Source organism: Magnetospirillum fulvum MGU-K5 (assembly GCF_000442515.1).
Taxonomy (GTDB): Bacteria; Pseudomonadota; Alphaproteobacteria; order Rhodospirillales; family Magnetospirillaceae; genus Phaeospirillum; species Phaeospirillum fulvum_B.
The window spans coordinates 44,823-65,349 of sequence record NZ_AQPH01000011.1; the positions used below are offsets into that span (position 1 = coordinate 44,823).

Sequence of the window (20,527 nt, forward strand, 5' to 3'; positions counted from 1 at the left end):
CCGGCGGGCGGGGTGTTGCCTAGCGATTCATCGCCGCAATGCCCGAGCCGATCTCGAGGGTGGCGAACCAGTCGAGGAAGCGTTTGACGTCGTCGCCCTTGAAGATCAGCCCGTGTTGCGGGGCCAGGATGTCGATGTCAAGCTTCGAGACCTGGGCGATCCAGGCGTCACGCGCCGGGGGAGACGGCATCCAACGGCGATGGAAGCCTTCCATATAGCCGATATGGCGGTTGAAATCGGTGACGAACAGGCTGTCGGCCGGGCGGTCGCGCGGAATCAGCGCCGCGCCGATGTCGCCCGAGAACAGGATGCGAGCCTGCGGGTCGTAGACATTGAAGTTACCCGAGGAATGAAGGTAATGCGCGGGCAGGAAGCGCAGCCGCAGCGACGGCGACAGCGCCACTTCCAGCCCCTCGTCCGGAATCGTGGTGAAAACGGCGTCACGGTCGAAATGCGACGCGAAGCTCTCCCACAACCACGAAATATAGATGTCGATGTCGGGTTGGCAGACCCGCCGCCACAGCGGCAGCGACGAGCCGATATCCGGGTCCTGGTGCGAGATGAACAACGCCTTGACGTGCTCGACCGGAATCTCGCGGGTCAGCGCCGCCAGCATCGAGGGGAACACTTCGATCCCGCCCGGATCAAGCAGGATCGCCGAATCGCCCGAACGGATCATGTATTGGTTGGTGTCGATGATGCGGTCGGGCTTTTCCGGATCCTGGCCGAACGCCTGCCAACAATGATCGTCCCGGCGGAACAGGGTGACGCATTTCATCCGTGATGTTCTCCCGGTCTAGGCTTCGGCGGTTAGCCGAAAGGCCTTGAGTTCGTCCAGGCTATCCAATCCGAGCCGCCGCAAGGCCTCGCCCCGGTCGGCGGCGCGGCGGACCGCGTCGGAGGCATCTTCGATCATCACCCGCAAATCGTCGACATAGCGACGCATCGTATCGGCGACAGTGCGGAATTCCTTTTCATGGACACCCGCCGCCGCCGCCTCGATCGCGATGTTGGTGGCGATTGAATCCGACTGGCTGACCACTTCTTCGACTGCATGGGTGCGGCGCGACAATTCACCGACCGCCGCCGCCATCCCGTCCAGCGTATCGACCATCCGTTCGGTCGCGGCGGCGAAGGCGCGTTCGGCCACCAGCGCGCCGGGGCCGCTGCCGCCGACCAGATCGACCGCCCGCTCGAACATCGTCATGTGTTGCAGGCCGAGCAGGATCGTCGAGGAGAAGGCAAAGGTGCGGCCGCGCAGCGCCTCCATCTCAAGCTGAATCTGCGCCAGACGGTTGACCAGTTCGCGGGTGTATTGGGTCAGCGCCCGCACGGCGCGCCCCTTGTCCCCGGCCCGGCCCGCCGCCAATTCGGCGTTCAGCGAGAGGATGCGCAGATTTTCGGCCAGTTCGTCCAGATCGGCAAAGGAATGAAAAGCCCGGCGGCAATCGCCCAGCAGGCCGCCTGCGCGCGCTTCGATCCGGTTGGTGCGCGGAGTTGCGCTTCGGGCCGGTGCCAACGCCACGTTCATCGACCCTCTTCTCCCCGACTGGTCGTCAGTTTACGGAAAACCTGGGGATCATAATGATTTTTGTCGTCGGAAACAGAGGGAATATCGCGGAGGGACGCGATGGGGCGGAAAATGACGATCCCCATAAAAGGAATTTATTGACAGATATGGGAATGTAAGTCTATAACCGTCCTTATCAACACCCGAACTGCGTCTGGCCCCCGGCCCGCCGGTTCCCCTTTCCCACATTGATCGATTTTGCCCCGGAGAACCGCTGATCCCAGCGGCCCGGCGCTCTTGCCCGTCTTCCTCTGGCCGCCCGAGGCCTTGGCCAGCCTTGCGGCGATAACCGGAAGAGGGCGGCTGCTGTGTCCTAACCCATGTCATCGAAAGGAACAAAACATGTCCACGAGTATCGTCAACGCCTATTCGGTCCAATATGGCCACGAGGTCCACGCCGCCTATCAGCGGATGGGCACCAAGCTGCGCAACACCGTCCGCGCCCGCAACAACGTCAAGGGCGCGGTTGCGGTGTTCCAGAAGGTCGGCAAGGGCACTGCCAGCACCAAGGCCCGTCACGGCAAGGTGCCGGTGATGAACATCGATCACACCGCCGTCGAATGCCAGTTGTACGATTATTACGCTGGCGACTGGATCGACAAGCTGGACGAACTGAAGGTCGAGCATGACGAACGCGCCGTGCTGACCAATGCCGGGGCCTATGCCCTGGGCCGCAAGAGCGATGAACTGATCATCGCCGAACTGGACAAATCGACCAATTTCGCCGCCGACGGCACCACCGGCCTGACCAAGGACAAGGTGCTGACCGCGTTCGAAATGCTGGGGGGCGCCGATGTCCCCGACGACGGCGAACGCACCGCGATCGTCGGCTGGAAGCAATGGTCCGAACTGATGCAGCTCGACGAATTCGCCAGCGCCGATTATGTCGGCGAGGACGATCTGCCGTGGAAGGGCACCCAGGCCAAGAAGTGGCTGGGCACGTTGTGGATGCCCCATTCCGGCCTGACCAAGACCGGAAACGTCCGCTCTTGCTACTGGTACCACAAGACCGCGGTCGGTCATGCCTGCGGGGCCGAGGTCAAGACCGAGATCACCTATCACGGCGAGCGTGCCGCCTGGTTCGTCAACAATTTCATGTCGCAGGGTGCGGCGCTGGTCGATCCGTCCGGCGTGGTCGCGCTGCGGTGCCTCGAAGCCTAAGGGAGGACCAGATGGCTTATCTGTCGAAGGATCTGTCGGTCCTGGCTTATGCCAACGGCTTCACGCTGTGGCACTACACCACCCCCGATCTCGCCAGCGTCGTTGATACGACCGGCTATTTCAACCCCGCCGCCCAGATGTTGCGGGTCGGTGACATCGTGATCGCCAATGTCGATACCGCCGGGTCGATGAAGGCCGGTCTGTTCCTGGTCTCGGCCAATGCCAACGGCATCGTCGATGTCAACGATCTGACCCAGATCGGCAGCGCCGACAGCCGGTAGCACCGGCTTTACCCTGGTTGGGACGAGAGGCCGGGCGGTGACGCCCGGCCTCTCTGACATTTCATCGGTCTTAAAGAAGGAATTCACCGCCATGGCCTTGTCCGCCATCGGGCTGTGCTCGCGCGCGCTGTTGCGTCTGGGCGCGACCACCATCGCCAGTTTCGAGGAAGGCACCGCCGAGTCCGAGGTGGCGGCCAACCTCTATCCGCCGCTCCGCGACGCCGTGCTGTCGTCGCATCCGTGGAGCTTTGCCACCGCGCAGGCGACGTTGTCTCGGCTGGCCGCGGATCCCGTCGCCGATTGGGAGGCGGCCTATCAATTGCCCGCCGATTTCCTTCGGGTGCTGTCGGCCGGGCCGGAAGGGACGGGGCGGGGGCTATCCTATCGTCTGGCCGAGAAGCGGCTGTTGTGCAATTCCGACGACGTGACGCTGACCTACATCTTCCGCCCCGACGAGGCGGCGTTTCCGCCCTTCTTCGATCAGATGCTGATTGCCCGCCTGACCGCCGAATTCTGCATCCCGATCACCGAGAGCACCAGCCGCGCCCAGTTCCTGTTCCGGCTGGCCGAGGACGAGTTCCGCCGCGCCAAGCTGATCGACGCTCAGCAGCATACCCCCGTCGCGATTTCCGATTTCCCTCTGGTCGAGGTGCGGTCATGAGCCTGCTGACGCTGAACAAGACCAGCTTCACCGCCGGAGAACTGGATGTCGAGATGATGGGACGCGGCGATCTGTCGGCCTTTGCCAACGGTGCCCGCTGGCTGCGCAACGTCGTGATCGCGCCCACCGGCGGCGTGTCGCGCCGTCCCGGTCTGCGCTTCGTCGATCGGGCCAGGGGGGCGGGGCGGCTGATCCCGTTCGAGTTCAACACCGAACAGACCTATCTGTTCGTCGTCACCGCCAACCGGATCGATATCTATGCCGGGGACAGTCTGGTCGGCGGGCTGACGACGCCGTGGGGCGCGGCCGACATTCCTCGCCTCAACTGGACCCAAAGCGCCGATACTTTGCTGGTGGTGCATCCCGATATCGCGCCGCGCAAGATCACCCGGAGCGGCGACGGGAATTGGACCATCGCCGAATGGAGCTTTCACGAATCGGGCGGGCTGCTCTATGTCCCCCACCACAAATTCGCTGCCGACGCGGTGACGGTGACCCCCAGCGCCACCAGCGGCACGATCACTGTCACCGCTTCGGCCCCGGTGTTTCAGGCGGGTCATGTCGGTCAGCGTCTGTGGATCGGCGGCAAGCAGGTCCGGGTTACCGCCTTTCTCTCCGCCACCCAGGTCTCGGCCGAGGTTCGCGCCACCCTCGGCGGCACCGCGGCGACTACCGATTGGGAGGAACAATCCTTCTCGTCGTTGCGCGGCTGGCCGGTGTCGGTCTGCTTCCATCAGGGACGGCTGGTGATCGGCGGCAGCCGCGATTTGCCCAACCGGCTGTGGCTGTCGAAATCGATGGATTTGTTCAATTTCGATCTTGGCACCGGCCTCGATGACGAGGCGATCGAATTCTCGATGCTGTCCGATCAGGTCAATGCGATCCGCGCCGTGTTCTCGGGCCGCCACCTTCAGGTGTTCACCTCGGGGGCGGAATACATGGTCACCGGAGCGCCGCTGACGCCGTCCAACATCCAGGTCACCCGCCAGACCCGGATCGGCTCGCCGGTCGATCGCACCGTGCCGCCCCGAGACGTCGATGGGGCGACCCATTTTGTGTCGAGGGACGGCCGCGACCTGCGCGAGTTTCTGTTTGCCGATGTCGAGCAGGCTTATCAGGCCAGCGATCTGGCGATGCTGGCCAAGCATGTGATGGTTCGTCCGCTCGATCAGGATTACGATTCCCGTAATCGCCTGTTCTACGTCACGATGGGCGACGGCACCCTGGCGACGCTGACGATTTATCGCGGCGAGAAGGTCACCGCCTGGACGGTGCAGCAGACCGACGGTGCGTTCCGCTCGGTCGCGGTGGTCGATGGCGATGTCTTCGTCCTGGTCGAACGTGGCACCGCTTTTTTCATCGAGCGGTTCGATGCCGATCTGGCCCTTGATTGCGCCCTGTCTGGCCGCCGCGACGGTCCGACCGTGTCCTGGTCTGGCCTGTCCTATCTGGAGGGGCGTACGGTGCGGGTGCTGGCCGATGGAGGCTCGATCTCTGATCGGGGCGTCGCCGACGGGCGGGTTGTCCTGGCCGAACCGGCGGCGGCGATCCAGGCCGGATTGCCCTTTGCCCATCTGATCGAGCCGTTGCCGCCAGTCGGGTCATCGGGGCAGGCCCTGCCGCCGGGCAGCGTTGTCCGTCTGGTTCAGGCCCATTTCCGCGTGCTGGAGACCGAGGCGCTGCATATCGACACCGGGCGGGGCGCGACCGCGATTCCGTTTCGCCGCTTTGGCAAGGCCCGGTTCGGCGACACTCCGCCCGGCTTTTCCGGCGACGTCCGGGTTCGCTCGGTCGGCTGGACCCGCGACGTGATGCAGCCCTTGTGGCGGATCAGCCAGGACGTCCCGCTGCCCTGCACCGTTTTGTCGGTTTCGACCGAAATCAAAGTCGCCGAATAAGGCGCTCCCCGTTTTCAGACTTAAATCCTTGCTCAAGGAAGCAAACGCCATGACCGGACATATCCAGGTCGGCGATGTCGCGCCGCGCGTGCAATACGTCGCCAACGGCAGCCAGACCGTTTTTCCCTATCCCTTCCCGATCTTCACCGAAAGCGACATCGAAGTTTGGATTGGCGCCGCCCGTGTGGCGGCCTCGGCCTATTTCGTTGCCGGGGCGGGAAGCTCCGAAGGCGGTGCGGTGACTCTCGCCGCCCCGCCGCCCCCTGCCACCATCGTCACCCTGCGCCGTCGTCTGACCCTGCGCCGCACCAGCGACTTTCACGATGACGGCATCATCCGCGCCAAGGTGGTCAATGACGAGTTCGACTATCAAACAATGTCGGTCCAGCAGGTCGCCGAGGATGTCGATCGCGCCGTCAAGCGCGCCCATACCAGCAGCTCGAAGGCCGATCTGACCCTGCCCGATCCCGTGCCCGGCCGGGCGATCAAATGGAATGCGGCGGCCAGCGGGCTGGAGAATTCCGCGATCGATGTCGATCAGGTGCTGGCCCAGGCGATGGGCGGAGCGGCCGAGGCCGTGGCCAGCGCGGCTTCGGCCTCGGTGTCGGCCATGACCGCGACGGCGCGGGCGGCAGACGCAACCAGTGCCGCCAGTACCGCCACCGCCGCCGCCGACCGGGCGGTTGCCCTGGTCGGCTTCACCCTCGATTCCGATCCGACCCTGGCCGCCAACAGCGACTCTCGGATCGCGACCCAGAAGGCGGTCCGGGCCTATGCCGAATCTGCCGCAGGACAGGCGACGAATGCTGCGATTGCGGCAATCGACCCTCTCAAGGCCCAGATCGCTTTGGCCAACCTGCGCCAGTTGCTGACCAGTTCAGTCGCCTCGGGGGCGTTGGTCCAGGGCTATCAGTGGGAGCTGGCAACTAACGAGTGGAGCGCCAGCACCGGCCAGACCTTGGTGACGGCATCCCCGAACTATTACACCAACGCGGTCTATGTCCGGCGCACCTTCGCCTATACGGGCGCGGTCCAGTCCGAAACCGTCCCGGCGGGGGCGATCGCAGCGACGGTCAAGCTGTGGGGTGCTGGCGGCGGCGCGACAACCCAGGCCAGCCCCTACAATGATTATGGCGGTGCCGGTGGGTTTACCACCGCGACGATCCCGGTCACGCCCGGCCAGACCTTGGCGATTATCGTCGGCCAGGGCGGATGGAATAACACCTCTTCCACCTTTGGCGGCGGTGGCGGGGTGAGCGGCACGACCGACAGCGGTCACTACCCCGGAACGGGGGGCGGCTATACCGGCCTGTTCAACGGGTCCGTCTCCCAGGCCAACGCCCTCGCCCTTGCGGGTGGTGGTGGTGGCGCAGGAAATAAGTCTGATGATGGGTGGAGTGGTGGTGCCGGTGGCGGGACTTCTGGGGAAGCCTCTAAATCATCCGTTCAGGGGGGAACGCAGACGCAGGGAGGACAGAGTTGTAATCCTGGCTCTGCCCTGCAAGGCGGTAACGGAACGAACGGTGCTGGCGGCGGCGGTGGCGGCTACTATGGTGGTGCCGGTGGTAACGTAAGCTACTATCCCGGCGGCGGCGGTTCGGGCTACATCACGCCGGGGGCAACGAACGCGGCCTTCATCACCAGCCCGGACCACGTCTCCGCACCCAACACGACCGACCCCGCATATCCTGGGGGAATCGTTGGTGCTGGAGGCAAGTATTCCCTGGACACGGGGCGTGCCGGGAACGGCTATGCCGTCATCACCTACACCATCAAATCCGACATGGTGCTGACCAGCGACGCCATTCCCGTCGCGTCCGCTCCGGCCTATGCCTCGCTCCATGCCCTCTATCGCGATGATAGCGGGACGGCCGTCCTCGGCACCGACTTGACCGCCGAAATTAGCCGCGATGGCGGAACGACGTGGACAGCGGCGGCGATCGCCGTCCTGGCCGCCTATGACGGCACCTATGCCTTGATCCGGGCTCGTGCCGCTTTGGCCGCGCAGCCGGTCGGCACGTCGTTGGTGGCCCGCATCAAGACCCTCAATCTCAAGGCCCAGCGCATCGCCGCTCCGGCCCTTTATGCGGAGTAAGCGCGATGACCTCCTGGATCGATCCCCTGATCGAAACCATTACCGCCAAGCTGGCGGAACAAGGCCTTGACCCGGCTGACGTCGCCTATGCGACCCGGCGGCGGATGGCCTACGACCTGCGTTGGCCGGTCCGCCGCCAGATGGAAGCCCATCTCGACGCCGCCAACGGCAACGCCACGACGCTTGAGGCGATGAAGGCCGAGTTCGCCGACATCAAGGCCCATGCCTTTTTCGCCAAACCCGAAAGACCGTTTTAAGGAGAGCACGATGGCCGAGGATCTTGCCGGTTTGCGCCAGCATCTCGCGCTGCGTCTGCCCGACCGGATCGCGGCGGCGGTCGGCGGGTACGAGGCGTTCGTTACGACCGTTCCGCCCGACGATGCCAAGGGCTTTGCCGCCTGGCACGCCGCTGCCAAGGCGGCGCTGGCCCATGTCGATGCGCTGGTCAAACTGGCCCGCTGGGCCGAGGGCGGGACCAATGTCCGTGACGAGGCGGAGGGACTGGACGGCGTGCTGGCTCGCGCCCGTGCCGTTCTGGCCGGGTTCGAGGATGAGGACGAAGACAGTGGAGACGGGGAATGAACCCCGTCGATTTTCCCGAATTCGTTCTGGTGTGGAACGAGCGCCAGGGACTGGGAACGCCGCGTCATCAGATCCGGATGGCGCGGTGGCTGGCGGAACGTCGTAATTGGAACGACCGCGAACTGCTGCTGATGGCGTTCCGTTCCAGCGGCAAATCAACCGTAGTCGGTCTGTATTGCGCCTGGCTGCTGCGGACCGATCCCAACCTTAGAATCATGGTGCTGGCCGCCGATCTGGCTCTGGCCAAGAAGATGGTCCGCAACGTCAAGCGGATCGTCGAGCGCCATCCGCTGACTCAGGGGTTGAAGCCGAAACGGCGCGACCAATGGGCCGCCGATCAGTTCACCGTTAACCGGTCGGGCGAGTTGCGCGACCCGTCGATGGTCGCGCGCGGGATCGGGGCCAACATCACCGGCTCACGCGCTGAAATGGTAATCTGCGACGATGTCGAGGTGCCCAACACCTGCGACACCGCGCCGAAGCGGGCCGATCTGCGCGAGCGGCTGGCCGAGATTGATTACGTGATGGTGCCGGGGGGAACCCAGCTTTACGTCGGCACTCCGCACAGTTTCTACACGATCTATGCCGAGACCGCCCGGCTGGAGGCGGGGGAGACCCGCCCCTTCCTCGACGGGTTTTCCCGTCTCGAAATCCCGTTGGTCGATCCGGCCGGGCGCAGCGCCTGGCCCGAGCGCTTCCCCCTCGACCGGATCGCGCAATTGCGCAAACGCTCAGGCCCGAACAAGTTCGATAGCCAGATGATGTTGCGCCCGGTCAACATCGCCGATGGCAGATTGGATCCCGACCGGCTGCGGCTCTACGAGTCCGAACTGGTCTATGCCGAGGGCAATGGGATGCCGTTGCTGACCTTGGCGGGGAAGCGGATGGTGTCGGCCGCCTGCTGGTGGGACCCGGCCTATGGTGCTCCCGGCAAAGGCGATGCCTCGGTGGTCGCGGCGGTCTTTACCGATGAGGAGGGAGGCTATTGGCTGCACCGGGTCCGCTATCTCGAACACGATCCGACGCAGTGCGATGACCTTGACGAGGCCAGCCAGCTCTGTCGGCAGGTCGCCGCCTTTGCCGCCGATCTGCATCTTCCGGCGGTGCAGTTGGAGACCAATGGGCTGGGCCGCTTCCTGCCCGGTCTGCTGCGGCGCGAAATCGCCCGGTCGGGCCTGTCCTGCGCGGTGATCGAAGCCAGTTCGAGCCGGGCCAAGGACCAGCGGATCGTCGATGCCTTCGATGCGGTGCTGGCCGCCGGAGCCCTGCACGCCCATCGCAGCGTCTGGGACACCCCCTTTGTCGCCGAGATGCGGGAATGGCGGCCGGGGGGCAAAGGCCATGACGACGGATTGGACGCCGTCGCCGGATGCCTGCTGTCTCAGCCGGTGCGGCTGGGACGACGACGCAGCAGCACCCCGTCCCGTGCCGATTGGCGGCCCGGCGGCGGCAGTCTGCAAGCCCATACCGATTTTGAATTGTGAGGATTGAAGGAGCGCCGTTGCGATGGATCATGCCTTTCTCGACCCCGGCTGGTGGGTCACCGCGATCGAACTGCCCGCGCTGGGCGCGATGGCGCTGTTGCTGTGGCGGGCGCGCCAGGAGTGGGACAGCCGGATCGACGAGCTTGAACGCCGTTTCGATCTTGGCCTCGGTCAGATGCGCGAGGCGCTGGCCGCCTACAAGCTGGAGGTGGCGAAAAGCTATGCCACCACCGGCTATCTGAAGGATGTCGAACGCCGCCTGACCGAACATCTGGTTCGGATCGAAGCGAAGCTGGACGCGGTTCAGACCGGCCAAAGATAGGAGGAAATCCGATGGACCCGATCTCGATTGCCCTGGGGCTTGCCCAATTTGTTCCTGGTTTGATCCGGTGGGTCAGCGGCGACGACCAGTCGAAGGCGGCCAAGGTCGCTGAAACCGCGATCAACGTTGCCCGCGAGGTCACCGGCAAGGACAGCGGCGAGGCCGCCCTGGCCGCGATCAAGGACGATCCCGCGCTGGCGCTGGCGCTGCAAAAAGCCTGGATGGTTCACGATCTCGCCCTGGCGCGCGAGGAAACCCGCCAATTGGCCGAGATCAACGCGACAATGCGGGTCGAAGCCGCCAGCACCGATCTTTATGTCCGGCGCTGGCGGCCGACCTTTGGCTATGCCGTCGCCTTGACCTGGACCGCGACGATGGGCGCGGTGTCGTGGGCGATCATCGCCCAGCCGGTTCAGGCCCCCACCATCATCACCGCCCTGGTCAACACCTCGCCGATTTGGGGCATTGCCTTGGGTGTGCTGGGGGTGTCGGTGGTCAAGCGCTCGCAGGACAAGAAAAACAAGGTTTAACGTATGGCGGTGGGCCAAAGACTTGGCCCACCGATTGCCCCTCGCCGGGCGCGCCCATCCGGGCGCTTGGCCGCCGCCGCAATGGCGGCCAGATACCGGCGAACGGCTCATTTCAACGGTTCGCCGGTATCACATTCCAAGAGAGGAACAGACCCCCATGTCCGGTTTTTCCAATATCGTTCCGTCCGCTTTGACGCTGGCGGGCGATTTTTCCCAATCCGAAAGCGATAAGAACGCGGCCCAGGCGCGGGCCGATCAGGTCGCCCTTCAAAACGACCTGATCGAATCCGACCGCCAGACCCAGGCGGCGGAGCGGCGCGATCTGCTCGCCCGTCAGCAGGCGACCCAGCGGGCTCAGATCGCGACCTGGGGCGTCGGTGGCGAGGGTGGCTCGTCCGACGCGCTGTTGAGCGGGCTGTCCCAGCGCAGCACCAGCGAGCTTGCCGCTCTCGACCGCACTGCCGCGTTACGCTCGGCGCGCAATCGGGCCAGCCTGCTTGACGACGACAGCAAATCCAGCGCCTCGGCGCTCGATCTGGCCAAGAACGGCTATAAGGTGTTCAGCAGCTTTTATGATTGGATGGGGTAGGTCACACCATCAGGCTGGTGGCGGCGGCCGGGCTGGGTGGCAATTCGACGAAGGCCCGCCCGGCCTGAAACGACACGCCGCCCTTGATCCCGGTCAGTTGGGCGCATTCGGCGAAGATTCCGGCGATGTCGCGGCAGATGGCGGGGTCGAGCGGCTGGCGGGTCCGCACGATCAGGTCGAACCGCTTGGTCTCGCGCAGCACCAGCCCGTCGAACTGAATCCGGCCCAACCGGCTCATCTCGATATCGAGGATGAAGCGCTTTTCACCGCCGCCGCCGCTCTGTTTCCGCTCCTCCGTATCCGATGGGGTCTGGACATGGAGCCGGATCGGATCAATCTGCGCCCCGTTCAGGAACGGCATCGTCAGGGTCTGCCATTCCCCCGCCGGACCCTTGGGCTTCGCTGCGTCCTCAGCCAGGGACTTCATGTCGCCCAGCAGCCGGTCGGCCAGATCGTGCCGTCCGATCTTGTCCAGTCCGCGCTGAGTCGCCTCACCGCCCGGCAGGCGGGAGTCACCGTTGCGCACCGCCGCTGCAAACCCGGCCAGCGCCGCCGCCAGTCGCGGCCCGGCCTGGGGCAAGGCCTGCATCAGCACATTGGCGGCCTGAAGATCGCTGCGGGCCAATTGGTCGATCGCTTCGGACAAAGCGGGCCAGCCGCCGGTGCCCAAGCCCGGAATCGTCGGTGGCGGGGCCGGGGGCGGCGGCAGCGGCTGGCCGACCACGTCAAGTCGCACCGTTCCGCCGACCGGCAGCGCCAGACCCGAGGGCAGCGATAACAGTCCGGCCTCGGTCTGCACCAAGACACCGCCGCCTGGAACCGAATTGCTCAGCACCCGGCCAGTCAGGCTCAGCGGTGCGGCGGGCGTTGGCGGCGCGAGCGAAAGTCCGCTCCCTGCTCCAGGCGGGACTCCGCCTCCCGTCGGCGGCGCGGCCGGATTGGCGGTGGGGAGGGACGGAGCGGCCGGAGCATTGCTGTTTCCCTCCGCCGGTCGCGCCTCGGCCAGACGCAGCGGAATTTGAGTCCCCGGGGTCAGGTTGGTCCAGGCGGAGGGCAGGGTGCCGGGCGTGGCGACCGCTGGCAGCGGGGATCCGGCTTGGGCGGTTGCCGGGCCTTGGCCAGGGCCTGGGGACGTGGCGGTCGATTGCTGTCCCAATGGGGGGAAAGCCCCGCTGCTGGCTCCTCCCGGCACTGGCGCTGTCCCCGGACGGAGCACAATCGCGGTCAGGCCGGGCAATCCGTCCGCCAGTATGCCCGGTGCCGAGGCATTGGTCAGACCGGCGGTGGCCGTCCCCAGGTTTTGCCCCGTCAGACTCTTGGCCTGAGACAGGCCGGTGCCACCCAAAGGGGAAAGGGATGGGGACAGCAGGGGCGGCAGGCCGCCGCCCGCCGCCGTCAGCGTTGCCGCCGGAGTGCCTGCGGTGGCGCGTCCGTTGACCGCCGCCAGCCGCAGCACGAAGCCGTCGTTCTGTTGCACGAACTGAAAGGTGAGGCTGGCGCCGGGGCTGGCCGAAAATCCCGGCGGAATCTTCAGATCGAGGAACGAGCCGTCGGGCAAAGCCAGCCGGGCCGTGGTGCGGGGCTGGCCCGAAATCGAGACCAGGGTCGCCTCCAGAGTCTTCAGGCCTGCTTCCGCCAGCCGGGTTACCGCCTCGGCGGTTTCGGCATTGGCCGGACTCGTCACCACCGCCGGACTGGGCGGTGAGGACGAACTGGCCGGTGGGGCGGACGGCAGGACGCTGTCGACCATCGCCTATCTCGTGCGGACCAGACGCTCGACAATCGCCTCGACATCAGCGGCGGCTTCGGCATTGGGCGACCGGGTCATGATCGGGGTCTGGTTGCGGATTGCCTCGCGCACTTTGAGATCGCGGCGGATCACCCCGGCCAGCGGCGGCGAGATTTTCAGGAAGCCCTCGCACGCCTTCAGCAGGGTGTTGTAGATCCGCTCGCCCTCGCGGGTCGAGTTGGCCATGTTGACAACAACGCGCAGATCGCTGCCCGGCCGCTCCATGCTGGTGACCTTGATGAAGGCATAGGCGTCGGTCAGCGAGGTCGGCTCGTCGGTGGTCACCACCATGATCGTCCCGGCCGATTGCGAGAAGGTGCGGATCGACTTCTCCACCCCGGCCCCGAGATCGACCACCACCCGGTCATAGCCGCCCGCCAGCGTCACCAGATCGTCGCCCAGCAATTGCAGCCGCGACAGCGGGATGTTCGCCAGCGTGCCCGAGCCGGAGCGTCCGGCGATGACGTCGAACCCGCCCGCGTCAAAGCTGACCGCCGCCTGATTGAGCGTCATCCGCCCGGCGACGACGCTGCCCAGGTCGGTTTTCGGCATTAGACCAAGCTGGATATCGACATTGGCCAGCCCAAGATCGCCATCGAACAACAGAACCTTTTGCCCGGCGCGCGCCAAGGCGTGCGACAGGGTGATGGCGAACCATGTCTTGCCCACCCCTCCCTTGCCCGAGGCAATGGCGATGATGTTGCGCCCCTTGGCCCGAACGGTCGGGCGGGGCGCGAGGGTGGGAGCGTCGGGCGTGCTCATGATGCGGATGCCTCGGTCCAGAAGGTTTCGTCTTGGGGGGCGGCGGCTGCGGGCGGTGGGGGCATGATCAGCCGGGCCAGGGAAATCGCGGAAATCGACGACAGGCCTGACGCGACATGCGGGCTGGCCGAGACGTCGCACAAAGCCAATTGTCCGGCCTCGGCTCCGGCCAGGATCGCGCCGAGACGGCGGGTGGTGTCGAGCCGGGTGGCGAACAGCCGGGTCGCCCCGGTCGAGGCGAAGGATTCGGCCAGTTCGCCCGCTTCGATCGCGTCGCCACCGGCGGCCAGCACCAGGATCGGTTCGACATCGGCGGCTTCGATCAGGCTTTGCAGATAATCCATGTCGCTGGGTTTAAAGCCGTTGAGGCCGGGGGAATCGATCAGGGTCAGGTCGAAACGTCCCTGGGAGTCTTCGACGGCGCGGGCCAGCGAATCCGGTCCCCGCGCCCGCACCAGATCAATTTCCAGGATCGAGGTGAAGGCGGCCAGTTGCTCGACCGCTCCGGCGCGGATGTTGTCGCAGGTGATGACCCCGACCCGGCGCTGTTTCAGCACCGAGCGCGCCGCCAGCTTGGCCACCGTGACGCTTTTGCCCGCGCCATTGGGGCCGACCAGCATGAAGGGGCGCGGCGCGGAATGTTCGGGCAGATGGGCAAAGGCGAACCCGGCTTCCAGCGCGGCGGCGCAGGCCAGGACCGGGTCGGAGATTTCGGCGGCGCGGGCGGCATTGACCAGCCGGTCGATCAGGCGCGGCGGCGTGCCATGGTCGGTCAGCGCCGCCCGGATCGCGTCGGCGGCGGCCGAGCCGTCGCTTTCCCCCAGCATCTCGGCGACGGCAAGGTCAGCATCGGCGGATTCCAGAGCGGCGGTGATCCGTACCCCCTTGGTGCCCGCCGCCCGCTGGGTCGAGACGATGATGGCGTCATCGCCCAGTTCCGAGCGGACCATCTCCATCGCCTCGGACATCGTTGCCGCTGTGAAGGATTTCAGCCGCATCGGCGCACCCTGGGTCCGGGGGAGTTAGTCCGTGTCGTCATCATACCTGCCCCAATGTCTTGATGCGGGCCTTGGGGTGAATTTCGGACTGCCCCATCACCACCGTCATCGGGCGGAACCGCTCGACGATCGAACGGACATAGGGGCGCACCATCGGGCTGGTCAGCAGCACCGGGGTCTCGCCCTGCATCGCAAAGCGTTCGAAGGTCTGGCGGACCCGGCCGATGAAATCCTGCAACTGGGTGGGCGCCATCGAAATCTGCTTTTCCTCGCCCGCGCCGACCAGGGATTCGGCAAAGGCCTGTTCCCATTCCGGCGACAGGGTCAGCAGCGGGATGAAGCCCTGCGGTCCGCAATTGGCGTCGGAAATCTGACGGGCGAGGCGCGAGCGGACATGCTCGGTAATCATCGTGATGTTGCGGGTGTGGCCGCAGGCCTCGGCGATGCCTTCGAGGATCGTCGGCAGGTCGCGGATCGAGACCCGCTCGCCCAGCAGGTTTTGCAGCACGCGTTGCAGCCCGCCGACCGTCATCTGGCCGGGGATCAGTTCGGCCACCAGCTTCTGCTGCTCCTTGTCGAGTTCGTCGAGCAGCTTTTGCGTCTCGGCGTGACTGAGCAGTTCGGGCATGTTGTCCTTGACCACCTCGGTCAGGTGGGTGGTGATCACCGTTGGCGGATCGACGACGGTATAGCCGCGGAACAACGCCTCTTCGCGCGCCGCCGCGTCGATCCACATCGCGGGAAGGCCAAAGGTCGGCTCGCGGGTCTTTTCGCCCGGCAGCGAGATATCCTCGCCGCGCGGGTCCATGATCAGCAGCATGTTGGGGCGCAGATCGCCGCGTCCGGCCTCGACCTCCTTGATGTGGACGACATAGGTGTTGGCCGGAAGCTGCATGTTGTCCTGGATGCGGACGCTGGGCATCACAAAGCCCATCTCGGCGGCGACGGCACGGCGCAGCGACTTGATCTGATCGGTCAGACGCTGGCCCTTGGGGTTGTTGATCAACTGGAGCAGCCCATAGCCCAGTTCCAGCCGGATCAGATCGATCTTGAGCGCGGTCGAGATCGGTTCCTCGGGCACCGGGGCCTGTTGCAGCGCCTGCTCGGCCTGAACCTGAACCTCCTCGTCGGCCTTGGCCCGCTTGCGCCGGTCGAGATAGAACGCCGCCGCCCCCATCCCGCCGCCCAGTACGGCGAAGGGCAGGAACGGCATCCCCGGTACCAGCGCCATCATCATCATCAGGCCCGCCGCCATGCCGACGGCACGGGGATAGCCCGCCAACTGGGCGAACAGGGCCTGATCGACCGATTCCTGAATGCCCGCCTTGGTCACCAGCATACCGGCGGCGACCGAAACGATCAGGGCAGGAACCTGGGTGACCAGACCGTCGCCGACCGTCAGCTTGGTATAGATGTCGGCGGCCTGGGCAAAGGTCAGCCCGTTCTGGGCCATCCCGATCACCATCCCGGCGATGACGTTGATCGCGGTGATCAGCAGACCGGCGACGGCGTCGCCCCGGACGAATTTCGACGCACCGTCCATCGCGCCGAAGAAGGCGGATTCCTGTTCCAGTTCGGACCGGCGTTTGCGCGCGGTCGGCTCGTCGCATAGTCCGGCCGACAGATCGGCGTCGATCGCCATCTGCTTGCCCGGCATCGCATCAAGGGTGAAGCGGGCGGCCACTTCGGCGATACGGGTCGAACCCTTGGTGATGACGACGAAATTGACGATCACCAGAATGGCAAAGACGATAATGCCGATGACGAAATTGCCGCTCATGATGAAGCTGGAGAAGGCGGCGATGACCTGACCCGCGCCTTCGACCCCTTCATGGCCGTGCGACAGAATCAACCGCGTCGAAGCCAGATTCAACGCCAGCCGGATCAGGGTGGTGATCAGCAGAACCGTCGGAAAGGCACTGAATTGCAGCGGCTTCTCGATGAAGATCGCCACCATCAGAATCAGAACCGAAATCGTGATCGACAGCGACAGGCCGACGTCCAGCGCCCAGGCCGGCAACGGCAGGATCAGCACGGTCAGAATCAGCATGACGCCTGCGGCCAGGGCAACGTCGCCCCGCCGCATCGCCGCGCCTAACCGGCCGAATGCCTGCCGTGTCGCCAGGGTTCCGCTTCCCGCGTCGCCTTCGGCCATCGTCAACTATCCTTAAATCGCGGCGCGGTCGGGTTCGCCGCCCGCAGGTGGCGGCACCGCAACGCCGTCATCGGCGTATTGCTTCAGCTTGTTGCGTAGCGTCCGGATCGAAATCCCCAGAATGTTGGCGGCATGGGTCCGGTTGCCGAGATAGGCGTTCAGGGTGTCGAGGATCAAATCGCGCTCGACCTCGGCGACGGTCTTGCCGACCAGCCCGGTCGCGCTGCCCGCCGTCACCGACGCCGCCGCGACGGCGGCCTGGGCCACCACCGGATCGGGATTGGTGCCGACCGCTCCCCCCGACAGCAAGATCGCCTCGGCTCCGATCTCGGGGCCTTGGGCCAGCAGCACGGCGCGATGCATGCAGTTTTCCAGTTCGCGGACATTGCCGCGCCAGGAATGGCGGACCAGCATCTGCCGCCCCTCGGCCGACAGCGGGCGGGAGGGCAGGCCGTTGGCTTCGCTGTAGCGTTTGATGAAATGGTCGGCCAGCACGGTGATATCGAGCGGACGCTCGCGCAGGGCGGGCAGGGCCAGGGTGACGACGTTGAGGCGGTAATACAAATCCTCGCGGAAGGTGCCCTTGCGCACTTCCTCTTCCATGTGGCGGTTCGAGGTGGCGAGGATGCGGACATCGACCTTCACCGGCTGGCTGCCGCCGACGCGGTCGATTTCCTTTTCCTGAAGCACACGCAGCAGCTTCGATTGCAGCCGCACATCCATTTCGGAAATTTCGTCGAGCAGCAGGGTGCCGCCATTGGCTTCCTCGAACTTGCCGACCCGCCGCGCTACCGCGCCGGTGAACGCGCCCTTTTCATGGCCGAACAATTCGGATTCCAGCAGATTTTCCGGGATCGCGGCGCAATTGACCGCGACGAAGCGCTTGTCGGCGCGGCGGCTTTTCTTGTGGATGAAGCGGGCGACCAGTTCCTTGCCGGTGCCGGACTCGCCGGTAATCATGATCGAGGCGTCGGAATTGGCCACCTGTTCGGCCAGCTTCAACGTCTGGGACATCCGCGGGTCTTTGAAGACGATGTTGTGGCTTTCCTGGGTCACCGCCGCGATTACCGCCGCGATCAGTTCGGCATCGGGAGGCAGCGGGATGTATTCCTTCGCGCCCGCCTTGATCGCCCGCACTGCCGCCGAAGCGTCCGAGGCGATGCCGCACGCCACCACCGGCACGACGATCCGTTCCGCTTCCAGCGAATCGATCAGGGTGCGGATGTCGCATTTAACGTCGATCATCACCAGATCGGCACCCTGGCCTCGCAGTTCCTCAAGCCCTGCTTCGAGGGTGACGACATGGCGGACCTTGGCCCCCCGCGCCATCGCGATCTGGCTGGCGGCACCAATCTGCCCGTCCAGAGTGCCGATGATGAGAAGTCGCATCTGGTAACTCTCCCTCCTCAAGCCGCCGTTCAGGCGCGGTCGGTCTTGATGATTTCCGTCATGGTCACGCCCAGGCGGTCTTCGACCACCACCACTTCGCCGCGTGCCACCAGCCGGTTGTTGACATAGATGTCGATCGCTTCGCCGACCTTGCGGTCCAGCTCGACCACCGCGCCACGCCCCAGCTTCAGCAATTGGTTAACCTGCATCGTCGATTTGCCCAGCACCGCCGAAACCTGCACCGGGATGTCGTACACCGCCTCCAGATCGCGGGCCGAACGCGGGCTGTCGGGCACGTCGCCACGCTGTTGGTCGTCGCCCTCGGACTTCAGATCGTTCAACTCGAAATCAGGCATAGTGTCCTCCGCGTCCGGCTGGTGGCCGGGAATTCTTTATTAACGCCCTCAGTCGCCGGGTCTCAGCTTTCGGCATCGGCGGCCTCCGATCCTCGTTCCGGTGGGGCCAATGCCCGTTCGACCGCCGCCTCGATGTCGGCGATCAGGCGGACCTGATCGCGCTCGGCACCGCCGTCGGTCCATTCCACCCGGCAATCGCCGGGGGGCAGCCGGGGGTCGGCCTGCACCACCACGCGTCCCTCGAATCCATGCAGCCCGGCTTGGCTTTCCAGCCGTTCACGCACCGGATCGACCAGGCTGGGGACGACGCGGACGATGATCCGCGGTTCGTCGAGGACATTGGCGAAGCAATCGAGCACGGTACGAATCACTTCTTCGAACGCGTTGGTTTCGCAAGTCGCGGGCAGAACCTTGCGCAACACCGCCATCGCGACACGGGCGGCGACCCGCTGCGCTTCGTCGGCGGACTGGGCTTCGGCCTCCTTCAGCGAGGCGAAGCCACCCGCCAGCATCGTCATTGCGTCGGCCAGTTGACGCTCGGCCGATTGAGCCGCTTCCTCCAAACCGCTGCGCCGCCCTTCCTCGAAAGCGGAATCGCGCACCAGCTGCAAATCCTCCTCGGTGAAGGTCGGCGGCGGTGGCGCGACTTCGACCGGCGGCGGAGCGGGTTCGGCCATCGCGATCTCGGTCTCGGCCGTCATCGGCGCGCGTTGCCGCGTGCCGCCACCCGGCGGATCGAAATCGAGATCGAACATGTACTTCCGATAGGCCATTGGTTTCACTGTCCCTCAAGCGCCGGGCGCTTATTCCATTCGCTTGGTCTTCGCGCCATCGGGGGGCGAAGCCTCTTAGTAGACCAGTTCGTCTTCTTCGCGGCCTTCCGAGATCACGATCTGGTTCGAGGCGGCCAATTCCTTGGCCATGACGACGATGGCCGACTGGGCCTGATCGACATCGCGCAGACGGACCGGGCCCAGCGCATCCATGTCTTCCTTCAGCATCTTGCCCGCGCGTTCGGACATGTTCTTGAAGAACAGTTCCTTGACCGCCTCGGCCCCGCCCTTCAGTGCGATCGCCAGCTTGTCCTTTTCGACCGAGCGCAGCAGCACCTGGATACCGGCGGAATCGATCCGGATCAGATCGTCGAAGGTGAACATCAGCGCCTTGATCTTTTCCGCGCTCTCGCGGTTGCGTTCTTCCAGTGCGCTCATGAAGCGGTTTTCGGTGTTGCGGTCGAGGTTGTTGAAGATATCGGCCATCAATTCATGCGAATCGCGCCGCTGGGTGCGGGCAAGGTTGGTCATGAATTCGGTGCGCAGAGTCTTTTCGACGCCGTCCAACACTTCCTTCTGCACCGCCTCCATCCGCAACATGCGCATGATCACTTCCATCGCGAAATTCTCGGGCAGCACGCCCAGCACCCGCGAGGCGTGATCGGCCTTGATCTTGGACAGCACCACCGCGACCGTCTGGGGGTATTCGTTCTTCAGATAATTGGCCAGCACCTGCTCGCTGACATTGCCGAGCTTGTCCCACATCGTGCGACCGGCGGGACCGCGGATTTCGTCCATGATCGAACTGACGCGATCGCGCGGCAGCGCCTTCATCAGCAGGCGCTCGGTGGTGTCGAACGAGCCGGTCAACGAGCCGGTCGAAGACAGCGCGTCGGCAAATTCGACGAAGACCCGTTCGACCAGATTGGCCGACACCGTGCCCAGGCTGGCCATGATCTGGGACAGTTCCTTGATCTCGTCGTCGCCCATCATCCCGAACAGCTTGGCCGAATGCTCTTCGTTCAACGACAGCATGAACATTGCCGCTTTCTGCGGGCCGGTCAGGCTGCGGTAATCTTCCTTCATGCGGGCCATGGCTGGGGCGCTCCGTTACAACGTGTCCGATCGCGGA

General features: G+C 65.2%; 21 protein-coding genes. 11 read left to right on the top strand and 10 right to left on the bottom strand.

Annotated features, from left to right (window positions below):
- Positions 1-19: 19 nt before the first annotated feature.
- A complete protein-coding gene (locus tag K678_RS04845) occupies positions 20-778 on the bottom strand; it encodes an oxygen-binding di-iron domain-containing protein (protein WP_021131339.1) in 759 nt (252 codons plus the stop codon).
- Between the two features lie 18 nt (positions 779-796).
- Entirely contained in the window at positions 797-1,531 is a 735-nt protein-coding gene (locus K678_RS04850; RefSeq protein ID WP_021131340.1) for a methyl-accepting chemotaxis protein, read from the bottom strand.
- A 381-nt stretch (positions 1,532-1,912) separates the two neighbouring features.
- On the opposite strand from K678_RS04850, the gene K678_RS04855 reads away from it, so the two are divergent.
- The 11 genes from K678_RS04855 to K678_RS04905 all read left to right on the top strand — a co-directional run bounded on the left by K678_RS04855 (position 1,913) and on the right by K678_RS04905 (position 11,173).
- Entirely contained in the window at positions 1,913-2,731 is an 819-nt protein-coding gene (locus K678_RS04855) for a phage capsid protein (protein ID WP_021131341.1), read from the top strand.
- Positions 2,732-2,742: 11 nt separating this feature from the next.
- Positions 2,743-3,012 carry a hypothetical protein gene (locus K678_RS04860; RefSeq protein WP_021131342.1) on the top strand — a complete coding sequence of 90 codons (270 nt, stop codon included), beginning with the start codon at positions 2,743-2,745 and terminating at the stop codon, positions 3,010-3,012.
- Between the two features lie 91 nt (positions 3,013-3,103).
- Positions 3,104-3,673: a phage connector family protein gene (locus K678_RS04865; RefSeq protein ID WP_021131343.1), complete on the top strand. Its 570-nt coding sequence runs from the start codon at positions 3,104-3,106 to the stop codon at positions 3,671-3,673.
- Positions 3,670-5,571, top strand: coding sequence for a phage tail protein (locus K678_RS04870; RefSeq protein WP_021131344.1), 1,902 nt, complete (start codon positions 3,670-3,672; stop codon positions 5,569-5,571). Before K678_RS04865 ends, K678_RS04870 begins: the two co-directional genes overlap by 4 nt.
- 49 nt (positions 5,572-5,620) lie before the next feature.
- A complete protein-coding gene (locus tag K678_RS17575) occupies positions 5,621-7,666 on the top strand; it encodes a glycine-rich protein (protein ID WP_021131345.1) in 2,046 nt (681 codons plus the stop codon).
- A gap of 5 nt (positions 7,667-7,671) precedes the next feature.
- Positions 7,672-7,923, top strand: coding sequence for a hypothetical protein (locus tag K678_RS04880; RefSeq protein ID WP_021131346.1), 252 nt, complete (start codon positions 7,672-7,674; stop codon positions 7,921-7,923).
- Between the two features lie 10 nt (positions 7,924-7,933).
- Positions 7,934-8,248: a hypothetical protein gene (locus tag K678_RS04885; protein ID WP_021131347.1), complete on the top strand. Its 315-nt coding sequence runs from the start codon at positions 7,934-7,936 to the stop codon at positions 8,246-8,248.
- Positions 8,245-9,732 (top strand): phage terminase large subunit, encoded by a 1,488-nt coding sequence (terL, locus tag K678_RS04890; protein ID WP_021131348.1) that lies wholly within the window; start codon positions 8,245-8,247, stop codon positions 9,730-9,732. Before K678_RS04885 ends, terL begins: the two co-directional genes overlap by 4 nt.
- A gap of 22 nt (positions 9,733-9,754) precedes the next feature.
- Positions 9,755-10,054, top strand: a complete 300-nt coding sequence (locus tag K678_RS04895; RefSeq protein ID WP_021131349.1) for a hypothetical protein — start codon at positions 9,755-9,757, stop codon at positions 10,052-10,054.
- An 11-nt stretch (positions 10,055-10,065) separates the two neighbouring features.
- Positions 10,066-10,584, top strand: a complete 519-nt coding sequence (locus tag K678_RS04900) for a 3TM-type holin (RefSeq protein WP_021131350.1) — start codon at positions 10,066-10,068, stop codon at positions 10,582-10,584.
- A gap of 157 nt (positions 10,585-10,741) precedes the next feature.
- Positions 10,742-11,173: a hypothetical protein gene (locus K678_RS04905; protein WP_021131351.1), complete on the top strand. Its 432-nt coding sequence runs from the start codon at positions 10,742-10,744 to the stop codon at positions 11,171-11,173.
- A 1-nt stretch (position 11,174) separates the two neighbouring features.
- On the opposite strand, the gene K678_RS04910 is transcribed toward K678_RS04905, so the two are convergent.
- The 8 genes from K678_RS04910 to fliG form a co-directional block, all read right to left on the bottom strand.
- On the bottom strand, positions 11,175-12,923 hold the full coding sequence (locus tag K678_RS04910) for a hypothetical protein (protein ID WP_021131352.1): 1,749 nt from the start codon (positions 12,921-12,923) through the stop codon (positions 11,175-11,177).
- 3 nt (positions 12,924-12,926) lie between these two features.
- A complete protein-coding gene (locus K678_RS04915) occupies positions 12,927-13,724 on the bottom strand; it encodes a MinD/ParA family protein (RefSeq protein ID WP_021131353.1) in 798 nt (265 codons plus the stop codon).
- Positions 13,721-14,722, bottom strand: coding sequence for a flagellar biosynthesis protein FlhF (locus tag K678_RS04920; protein WP_021131354.1), 1,002 nt, complete (start codon positions 14,720-14,722; stop codon positions 13,721-13,723). The genes K678_RS04915 and K678_RS04920 overlap by 4 nt, the downstream gene beginning before the upstream one ends.
- Positions 14,723-14,762: 40 nt before the next feature.
- Entirely contained in the window at positions 14,763-16,877 is a 2,115-nt protein-coding gene (gene flhA / locus K678_RS04925; protein WP_021131355.1) for a flagellar biosynthesis protein FlhA, read from the bottom strand.
- Between the two features lie 12 nt (positions 16,878-16,889).
- A complete protein-coding gene (gene flbD / locus K678_RS04930) occupies positions 16,890-18,266 on the bottom strand; it encodes a sigma-54-dependent transcriptional regulator FlbD (protein ID WP_021131356.1) in 1,377 nt (458 codons plus the stop codon).
- Positions 18,267-18,295: 29 nt separating this feature from the next.
- Positions 18,296-18,622 (bottom strand): flagellar motor switch protein FliN, encoded by a 327-nt coding sequence (gene fliN, locus K678_RS04935; protein ID WP_021131357.1) that lies wholly within the window; start codon positions 18,620-18,622, stop codon positions 18,296-18,298.
- Between the two features lie 62 nt (positions 18,623-18,684).
- The gene (locus K678_RS04940) at positions 18,685-19,395 is read right to left on the bottom strand and encodes a FliH/SctL family protein (RefSeq protein ID WP_021131358.1); all 711 of its coding nucleotides are present in this window, start codon (positions 19,393-19,395) and stop codon (positions 18,685-18,687) included.
- A gap of 75 nt (positions 19,396-19,470) precedes the next feature.
- Positions 19,471-20,490: a flagellar motor switch protein FliG gene (fliG, locus tag K678_RS04945; protein WP_021131359.1), complete on the bottom strand. Its 1,020-nt coding sequence runs from the start codon at positions 20,488-20,490 to the stop codon at positions 19,471-19,473.
- Positions 20,491-20,527 lie beyond the last annotated feature (37 nt).

Coding starts and splice junctions, on each gene's coding strand:
- K678_RS04845 (WP_021131339.1), bottom strand. CDS start 778: ATGAAATGCGTCACCCTGTTCCGCCGGGACGATCATTGTTGGCAGGCG.
- K678_RS04850 (WP_021131340.1), bottom strand. CDS start 1,531: ATGAACGTGGCGTTGGCACCGGCCCGAAGCGCAACTCCGCGCACCAAC.
- K678_RS04855 (WP_021131341.1), top strand. CDS start 1,913: ATGTCCACGAGTATCGTCAACGCCTATTCGGTCCAATATGGCCACGAG.
- K678_RS04860 (WP_021131342.1), top strand. CDS start 2,743: ATGGCTTATCTGTCGAAGGATCTGTCGGTCCTGGCTTATGCCAACGGC.
- K678_RS04865 (WP_021131343.1), top strand. CDS start 3,104: ATGGCCTTGTCCGCCATCGGGCTGTGCTCGCGCGCGCTGTTGCGTCTG.
- K678_RS04870 (WP_021131344.1), top strand. CDS start 3,670: ATGAGCCTGCTGACGCTGAACAAGACCAGCTTCACCGCCGGAGAACTG.
- K678_RS17575 (WP_021131345.1), top strand. CDS start 5,621: ATGACCGGACATATCCAGGTCGGCGATGTCGCGCCGCGCGTGCAATAC.
- K678_RS04880 (WP_021131346.1), top strand. CDS start 7,672: ATGACCTCCTGGATCGATCCCCTGATCGAAACCATTACCGCCAAGCTG.
- K678_RS04885 (WP_021131347.1), top strand. CDS start 7,934: ATGGCCGAGGATCTTGCCGGTTTGCGCCAGCATCTCGCGCTGCGTCTG.
- terL (WP_021131348.1), top strand. CDS start 8,245: ATGAACCCCGTCGATTTTCCCGAATTCGTTCTGGTGTGGAACGAGCGC.
- K678_RS04895 (WP_021131349.1), top strand. CDS start 9,755: ATGGATCATGCCTTTCTCGACCCCGGCTGGTGGGTCACCGCGATCGAA.
- K678_RS04900 (WP_021131350.1), top strand. CDS start 10,066: ATGGACCCGATCTCGATTGCCCTGGGGCTTGCCCAATTTGTTCCTGGT.
- K678_RS04905 (WP_021131351.1), top strand. CDS start 10,742: ATGTCCGGTTTTTCCAATATCGTTCCGTCCGCTTTGACGCTGGCGGGC.
- K678_RS04910 (WP_021131352.1), bottom strand. CDS start 12,923: ATGGTCGACAGCGTCCTGCCGTCCGCCCCACCGGCCAGTTCGTCCTCA.
- K678_RS04915 (WP_021131353.1), bottom strand. CDS start 13,724: ATGAGCACGCCCGACGCTCCCACCCTCGCGCCCCGCCCGACCGTTCGG.
- K678_RS04920 (WP_021131354.1), bottom strand. CDS start 14,722: ATGCGGCTGAAATCCTTCACAGCGGCAACGATGTCCGAGGCGATGGAG.
- flhA (WP_021131355.1), bottom strand. CDS start 16,877: ATGGCCGAAGGCGACGCGGGAAGCGGAACCCTGGCGACACGGCAGGCA.
- flbD (WP_021131356.1), bottom strand. CDS start 18,266: ATGCGACTTCTCATCATCGGCACTCTGGACGGGCAGATTGGTGCCGCC.
- fliN (WP_021131357.1), bottom strand. CDS start 18,622: ATGCCTGATTTCGAGTTGAACGATCTGAAGTCCGAGGGCGACGACCAA.
- K678_RS04940 (WP_021131358.1), bottom strand. CDS start 19,395: ATGGCCTATCGGAAGTACATGTTCGATCTCGATTTCGATCCGCCGGGT.
- fliG (WP_021131359.1), bottom strand. CDS start 20,490: ATGGCCCGCATGAAGGAAGATTACCGCAGCCTGACCGGCCCGCAGAAA.